Below are 7,118 nucleotides of genomic sequence, written 5' to 3' on the forward strand. Positions count from 1 at the left end.
ACGCCCCCCCCCCCGCCCCGCCCCCCCCCCCGCCCCCCCCCCCCCCCCCCCCCCCGCCCCGCCCCCCCCCCCCCCCCCCCCCCCCCCCCCCCCGGCGCGTCTGTGGTGTGGGATGCTCGACCGCATGCGGCTGGAGAACGTCTGGTTGCGGTACCACAGGCGTGGCCCGTGGGTACTGCGCGGCGTGGACGTGCAGATCGGTCCGGGTGAGGTCGCGGTCGTCCTCGGCCGCAACGGGGTGGGCAAGTCCACGCTGCTCCAGGCGGCCGCCGGGGTGCTGCGGCCGAGCCGGGGCCGCGTCGTCGACCGGCCGGCCCGGGTGGGCTGGGTGCCGGAGCGATTCCCGGCCGACCAGCCCTTCACCGTCTCCCGCTATCTGACCGGCATGGCCCGCGTGGCCGGGTTGGGGCGGTCGGCCGCCGACGAGGCGGTGGCGACCTGGACGCAGCGGCTGGGCCTGGGCGCGTTCAGCTCGGTGCGACTTCCGGAGTTGTCCAAGGGCACCGCGCAGAAGGTGGGTCTCGCCCAGGCCATGCTGCGACCGCCCGGCCTGCTGGTGCTCGACGAGCCGTGGGAGGGTCTCGACGCGGCGACCCGCGAGCTGGTTCCCGGGCTGATCGACGAGGTGCTGGCCGACGGCGGCACGGTCCTGGTGAGCGACCACCGCGGGGAGACGGTCCGGCTGCCGGCCGCGCGCCGCTGGGCGGTGGCCGCCGGCACGCTGACCGAGGAGACCGCGCCGACCGACGACGCCATCGCGGTGGTCGAGGTCGCGGTGCCAGCCGCGCGGGTCGCCAGCACCGTCGCCCGGTTGCGCGCCGAGGGCCACCAGATTCTTCGAGTACGCGCCGACGCCTCCAGCACCGCACCGCAGGCTCGCCCCACGGCCCCGTCAATTCCGCCGGCTCCCGATCAGCCCGAGGGCACGGACGCCGTCGAGCAGGCAGCGGGGGAGCCCCGATGAGCGCCCTGGTACGGATGCGGCTGGCGGGTTTCCTACGGACCGGTCGGGCGTTGGCGCCGTTGCTCGCGGGTCTCGTCGTGCTCGGCACGCTCTACGGCGGCGGCCGGGCCCAGCCGGCGGAGGCGTACGGCGTCTCGGCGGTGGTGCTCTTCCCGGTGCTCGCCTGGCAGACCAAGATCCTTCTGGACATCGAGCCGGACGTGCAGCGCCGGCTCGCCCAGGTGACGGTCGGGGTGGCCCGGGAACGCCTGGCCGGGCTCCTGGCGGCCTGTGTGGCGGCGCTGGTCGCGGTGGCGGTCGCGCTTGTCTTCCCGTGGTTGGTGGGCGGGGTCACCGGCCCGGTCGAGCCGGGGGACCGGTCGGTGCCCGTCGGCATCGCACTGGGGCTGTGGGCGCACCTGCTCGCCGTACCGGCGGCGGTCGCCCTCGGCGCGCTGGCCAGCCGGGCGTCGGTGGGCGGTGCCGCGTACGGCGTGGCGGTGCTGGCCCTCGGCGGTGTCGGCGCGGTGGCTCTCGGTCTGCGGGGTTCCGTGGCCCCCTGGCTGGTGCCGCCGATCATGGCCACCGCCCGGACGACAGCGGGTGACGCCGCCGCGCTGACAGTGCTCGGGCTCACGCTCTGGGCGTTGGCGTGGAGCGCCGCCGCGGTCGGCGGCTACCTGTGGCGCCGGCGGGCCCAGGGCTGACTGTGACTCGGCTCACCAGGGCCGATTTGGTGCTGGTCACGCGGCCGCGTACTCTTCAAACATCGTCCGCATTACTGCGGAGGATGAACCACCCAGAGACCGCTGGTCACCGTGCTCCGGCACGGTCGAAGGTCCCGCGACAACGGGCGACCCGCGTAGGGCGGCAAGCGTAACTCGGCAGTGAACATGGTCCGCCGACTGTGTTGATCCGCCGGCCCTCGCCCCGTGCGCCCTGCGCCGGGGTTTTTTCGTTGTCGCGTCGCCTCCGCCCCCGCTCCGGCTTCGGCCGCATCGGGGACCAGCCTCGAGTAACGAGAGAGGAGGGACATGGCGGACAAGCCGATCCGGGCCGACAAGGCCACGGCCGTCGCTGAGCTGACCGAGAGCTTCCGCAACGCGGGCGCCACCGTGCTGACCGAGTACCGCGGTCTGACGGTTTCCCAGCTCACCCAGCTGCGGCGCTCGCTCGGCGCCGAGACCAGCTACACGGTCGCGAAGAACACGCTGGCTAAGCGTGCCGCGACGGACGCGGGCATCAACGGCCTCGACGAGCTGTTCACCGGTCCTACCGCGCTGACTTTCGTTTCGGGCGACGTCGTCGAGGCGGCGAAGGGGCTTCGCGACTTCGCGAAGGCCAACCCGAAGCTCGTCATCAAGGGCGGCGTCTTCGAGGGCCGGGCCATTTCCGCGGCCGAGGTCACGAAGCTCGCCGACCTGGAGTCCCGCGAGGTGCTGCTGGCCAAGCTGGCCGGCGCGATGAAGGGCAACCTGAGCAAGGCCGCGGCCCTGTTCCAGGCTCCGCTCTCCAAGGCCGCCCGCGCGGCGGCCGCCCTGGCGGACAAGAAGCGCGAGCAGGAGGGCGCCGAGGCGGCTTGAGGCCGCGCGGCGCACCCACGTTCATAGACAACCTTTAGAAAGGACGCCAGATATGGCGAAGCTCAGCACCGACGAGCTGCTCGACGCGTTCAAGGAGATGACGCTGATCGAGCTCTCCGAGTTCGTGAAGCAGTTCGAGGACACCTTCGAGGTCACCGCCGCCGCTCCGGTCGCGGTTGCCGCTGCCGGCGGTGGCGCCGGTGGCGCTGCCGCCCCGGCCGAGGAGGAGAAGGACGAGTTCGACGTCGTCCTCGAGGCTGACGGTGGCAAGAAGATCCAGGTCATCAAGGTCGTGCGTGAGCTGACCGGCCTGGGCCTCAAGGAGGCCAAGGACGCGGTCGAGTCCGCGCCGAAGGCCATCCTGGAGAAGGTCAACAAGGAGACCGCCGAGAAGGCGAAGGCCAAGCTCGAGGGTGAGGGCGCCAAGGTCACCCTCAAGTGACCTGACGCTTCACCTGCGCGTATCCCCGGCTCGGTGAGCTGGGACACGATCGCGTCGCGGCGGGCGGTGATCCGACACGGATCACTGCCCGCCGTGTTTCGTGGATCGGGCGACAACCGTCCTGAGCTGGGCGTCGTTGGTCGATGCCTGCCCACCGGACGAGCGGCCCCGGTCGCCCTCAGGTGGGAAAGAACCGACGACCCGGATACCGGCCCTTGACGCGGCCCCGGGCTGCCAGGCACGCTGAACACCAGCAAGACACCGCGCTTGCGACGGCCACGACGTGGGTAATGACAGCGGCGGCACCATCAGCCGCGGCAACCCGAGCGGCCCAGTGGGGACGTTGCGTTCTGAGCGGCCCGGCAGACCCCGGTTCACGGGGGCCGAGGCGCGTTCCGCGAACGACCTGCGGGGTGGGCTGGACAGCGGTTAGCCTCTCGGCTACACTGCTAGTTTGCGCTGCCTTCCGACTTGACCCCTGCTCGGAAATGTCCGTTTACGGATATTTCTGGTGGGGTCATTGGAGTGCACGCGTACCAGCCGTTCTGCAGCACCGGTCCTCGGAAGGACGCATCTTGGCAGCTTCCCGCCCTGCGAAGACCAGTCGTACGTCGAGCGCATTCGCTCCCCGCCGAGTTTCATTCGGCAGGATCACCGAACACCTCGAGGTCCCCAACCTCCTTGCCATCCAGAACGAGTCCTTCGACTGGCTCGTCGGCAACGAGGCTTGGCAGGGCCGGTCGGCGGACGACCCGCACGCACGCTCGGGTCTCGCGGAGATCCTTGAAGAGATCAGTCCCATTGAGGACTTCTCCGGCACCATGTCACTTTCCTTCTCGGCGCCGCGCTTCGACGAGGTCAAGGCCTCGATCGAGGAGTGCAAGGAGAAGGACCTGACCTACTGCGCTCCGCTCTTCGTGACCGCGGAGTTCACCAACAACACCACTGGCGAGATCAAGAGCCAGACGGTGTTCATGGGTGACTTCCCGATGATGACGCCCAAGGGCACCTTCGTCATCAACGGCACCGAGCGCGTCGTGGTCAGCCAGCTCGTCCGGTCCCCGGGCGTGTACTTCGACAAGCAGCCGGACAAGACCTCCGACCGCGACCTCTCCAGCGTCAAGGTCATCCCGAGTCGGGGTGCCTGGCTGGAGTTCGACATCGACAAGCGCGACACGGTCGGCGTTCGCATCGACCGCAAGCGTCGGCAGGCCGTCACGGTCCTGCTCAAGGCCATCGGATGGTCGGCCGAGCGGATTCGTGAGAAGTTCGGCTGGTCCGAGCTGATGATGACCACGCTCGAGAAGGACCACATCGCCGGCGCCGACGAGGCTCTGCTCGACATCTACCGCAAGCTGCGCCCTGGCGAGCCGCCGACGCGCGAGAACGCCCAGACCCTGCTCGACAACCTCTTCTTCAACCCGAAGAGGTACGACGTCGCCAAGGTCGGGCGCTACAAGTTCAACAAGAAGCTCGAAGTCGACGTGCCGATCACCACCGGCACGCTGACCGAGGACGACATCGTCGCCACCGTGGAGTACCTGTGCCGGCTGCACGCCGGTGAGGACGGCTACGAGGCCGACGACATCGACCACTTCGGCAACCGTCGCCTGCGCACCGTGGGTGAGCTGATCCAGAACCAGGTTCGGGTCGGCCTCTCCCGCATGGAGCGGGTCGTCCGCGAGCGGATGACCACGCAGGACGTCGAGGCGATCACCCCGCAGACCCTGATCAACATCCGCCCGGTGGTGGCGGCGATCAAGGAGTTCTTCGGGACGTCGCAGCTGTCCCAGTTCATGGACCAGACCAACCCGCTGGCGGGCCTGACCCACCGGCGTCGGCTGAGCGCGCTCGGCCCGGGTGGTCTGTCCCGGGAGCGGGCCGGCTTCGAGGTCCGCGACGTGCACCCGTCCCACTACGGCCGGATGTGCCCGATCGAGACGCCGGAAGGCCCGAACATCGGCCTGATCGGCGCGCTGTCCACCTTCGCCCGGGTCAACCCGTTCGGCTTCATCGAGACGCCGTACCGGAAGGTCGTCGAGGGTCGGGTCACCGACCAGATCGACTACCTGACCGCGGACGAGGAGGACCGGTTCGTCAAGGCCCAGGCCAACGCGCGACTGAAGGCGGACGGCACGTTCGCCGAGGAGCGGGTGCTCTGCCGTCGTAAGGGCGGCGAGACCGAGGACGTCGTCCCCGGTGCCGTCGACTACATGGACGTCTCGCCCCGGCAGATGACCTCGGTCGCGACCGCCATGATTCCGTTCCTCGAGCACGACGACGCCAACCGGGCACTGATGGGCGCGAACATGCAGCGCCAGGCGGTGCCGCTGGTCAAGGCCGAGGCGCCGCTCGTGGGTACGGGCATGGAGTACCGGGCCGCGGTCGACGCCGGCGACGTGGTGGTCGCCGAGGTCGGCGGTGTGATCGAGGATCTCTGCGCCGACTACGTCACCATCCACCAGGATGACGGCCACCGCCGGACGTACCTGCTGCACAAGTTCCGCCGCTCCAACGCCGGCTCCTGCGTCAACCAGAAGCCTGTCGTCTTCGAGGGCGACCGCGTCGAGGCCGGTCAGGTCATCGCCGACGGTCCCTGCACCGACGAGGGCGAGATGGCGCTCGGACGCAACCTGCTGGTGGCGTTCATGTGCTGGGAGGGCCACAACTACGAGGACGCGATCATCCTGTCGCAGCGCCTCGTGCAGCAGGACGTGCTCACCTCGATCCACATCGAGGAGCACGAGGTCGACGCCCGGGACACCAAGCTCGGTCCGGAGGAGATCACCCGCGACATCCCGAACGTCAGCGAGGAAATGCTCGCTGACCTCGACGAGCGCGGCATCATCCGGATCGGCGCCGAGGTCGTCCCCGGTGACATCCTGGTCGGCAAGGTCACGCCCAAGGGCGAGACCGAGCTGACCCCGGAGGAGCGACTGCTCCGCGCGATCTTCGGTGAGAAGGCGCGTGAGGTTCGGGACACCTCGCTGAAGGTGCCGCACGGCGAGACCGGCACGGTCATCGGTGTGCGTACGTTCTCCCGCGAGGACGGCGACGAGTTGCCGCCGGGCGTCAACGAGCTGGTCCGGGTCTACGTCGCCCAGAAGCGCAAGATCCAGGACGGCGACAAGCTCGCCGGCCGGCACGGCAACAAGGGCGTCATCTCGAAGATCCTCCCGATCGAGGACATGCCGTTCCTGGAGGACGGCACCCCGGTCGACATCGTGCTCAACCCGCTCGGTGTGCCGAGCCGGATGAACATCGGCCAGGTTCTGGAGACCCACCTCGGTTGGGTCGCCAAGACCGGGTGGAAGGTCGAGGGTGACGACTCCGACTGGAAGCGCCAGCTCCGCTCGATCGACGCCCACGAGTCCGAGGGTGACACCAACGTGGCCACCCCGGTCTTCGACGGTGCCCGCGAGGAGGAGATCTCCGGTCTGCTCGAGTCGACCCTGCCCAACCGGGACGGCAAGCAGCTGATCGGGCGTACCGGCAAGGCGCAGTTGTTCGACGGTCGTTCCGGTGAGCCTCTGCCGGACCCGATCGCTGTCGGCTACGTCTACATCCTGAAGCTCAACCACCTGGTCGACGACAAGATCCACGCTCGTTCGACCGGCCCGTACTCGATGATCACGCAGCAGCCGCTGGGTGGTAAGGCGCAGTTCGGTGGTCAGCGTTTCGGTGAGATGGAGTGCTGGGCGATGCAGGCGTACGGCGCTGCCTACGCCCTGCAGGAGCTGCTCACGATCAAGTCCGACGACGTGCTCGGCCGCGTGAAGGTCTACGAGGCCATCGTCAAGGGCGAGAACATCCCGGAGCCGGGCATCCCGGAGTCGTTCAAGGTGCTGCTCAAGGAGCTGCAGTCGCTGTGCCTCAACGTTGAGGTGCTCTCCAGCGACGGTGTGGCCCTGGAAATGCGCGAGACCGACGACGAGGTGTTCCGGGCCGCCGAGGAGCTGGGCATCGACCTGTCCCGGCGCGAGCCGAGCTCGGTCGAAGAGGTCTGAGGTGAGCGGTCGGGGGGGGGGGGGGGGGGGCCCCCCCCCCCCCCCCCCACAACAACGTAAATAGCACAAAAAAGGGGCCAAGAAGGGAGGGGGCGAAAACTGAGTGTACCCGGCAGAGGGGGGGCGACCCCCCACCCCCAACC

5 protein-coding genes are annotated in these 7,118 nt (G+C 69.4%); all 5 read left to right on the top strand.

Features of this window, described 5'->3' with window-relative positions:
• The first annotated feature begins 112 nt into the window (after nucleotides 1-112).
• The 5 genes from ACGFIE_RS33670 (at nucleotide 113) to ACGFIE_RS33690 (ending at nucleotide 6,975) form a co-directional block, all read left to right on the top strand.
• A complete protein-coding gene (locus ACGFIE_RS33670) occupies nucleotides 113-964 on the top strand; it encodes an ATP-binding cassette domain-containing protein (RefSeq protein WP_393302669.1) in 852 nt (283 codons plus the stop codon).
• A complete protein-coding gene (locus tag ACGFIE_RS33675; protein WP_393302672.1) occupies nucleotides 961-1,650 on the top strand; it encodes a hypothetical protein in 690 nt (229 codons plus the stop codon). The genes ACGFIE_RS33670 and ACGFIE_RS33675 overlap by 4 nt, the downstream gene beginning before the upstream one ends.
• Nucleotides 1,651-1,977: 327 nt before the next feature.
• Entirely contained in the window at nucleotides 1,978-2,526 is a 549-nt protein-coding gene (gene rplJ, locus ACGFIE_RS33680) for a 50S ribosomal protein L10 (RefSeq protein ID WP_007465325.1), read from the top strand.
• A gap of 52 nt (nucleotides 2,527-2,578) precedes the next feature.
• Nucleotides 2,579-2,968, top strand: coding sequence for a 50S ribosomal protein L7/L12 (rplL, locus tag ACGFIE_RS33685; protein WP_266246348.1), 390 nt, complete (start codon nucleotides 2,579-2,581; stop codon nucleotides 2,966-2,968).
• Nucleotides 2,969-3,543: 575 nt separating this feature from the next.
• Nucleotides 3,544-6,975: a DNA-directed RNA polymerase subunit beta gene (locus tag ACGFIE_RS33690; RefSeq protein WP_363684268.1), complete on the top strand. Its 3,432-nt coding sequence runs from the start codon at nucleotides 3,544-3,546 to the stop codon at nucleotides 6,973-6,975.
• The last annotated feature ends 143 nt before the right edge of the window (nucleotides 6,976-7,118 follow it).

The organism is Micromonospora sp. NPDC049275, from assembly GCF_043197115.1.
In the GTDB taxonomy this organism is placed as follows: Bacteria; Actinomycetota; Actinomycetes; order Mycobacteriales; family Micromonosporaceae; genus Micromonospora.